At 44.5% G+C, this 649-nt stretch carries 1 protein-coding gene; it reads left to right on the top strand.

The window, feature by feature from the left end:
* A partial coding sequence (locus A3761_RS04185) for a TIGR04282 family arsenosugar biosynthesis glycosyltransferase (protein ID WP_068749878.1) occupies positions 1-649 on the top strand: 649 nt, incomplete at both ends.

The following is a 649-nucleotide window of genomic DNA, read 5'->3' as shown; positions in this document are numbered from 1 at the left end:
AAGTTTTTACTTGTTCAGTTTGCTAAGCGTCCTTTGTTGGGGCATGTAAAAACTCGTATTGCGAAAGTCTTGGGTGAGGAGGCTGCGCTATCTATTCATATGGAGCTTGTTGCAGATATTGCTTTAAGATTTAGTCAGTGTATCGCTTGTGACTATCAGTTATGGTTTGATCAAAAGAGTGCTTCGTTTGACTCGCTTGAAGCAGAATCTATAAATGCCCATAAAAAGCTTAAGGCACTAATTGCAGAAGAAGGTTTAGACTGCCACGAACAGCGAGGGGAAAATCTTGGTGAGCGAATGTGCGATACCCTTGAGCGTAGTTTAGTTGATTATCAGAGCGTTGCGATTATTGGCAGTGATTGTCCGAATGTCACTGTATCTGACCTGAAAGTTGTAAAAGATTCATTAAGTGAGCATGACGTGGCGATCATACCCGCAGAAGATGGTGGTTATGTATTACTAGCCTTACGCAGAGAAGCTCTGGCCCGAGTTAATGGTAATTGGCTCGATGGTGTTGAGTGGGGGAGTGATAAGGCGCTGGAGCAAACGCTTAGTTGCTGCAGTCGGATAGGACTAAGCTATCAAGTGCTTCCTGACTCGTGGGACGTTGACGAAGTGGCTGACTATGAGCGTTGGAAGGAAGTTATAG

This window comes from Oleiphilus sp. HI0123, assembly GCF_001635315.1.
Note: the sequence above shows the minus strand (reverse complement) of the source record. Positions and strands in the feature narration are given on the sequence as shown.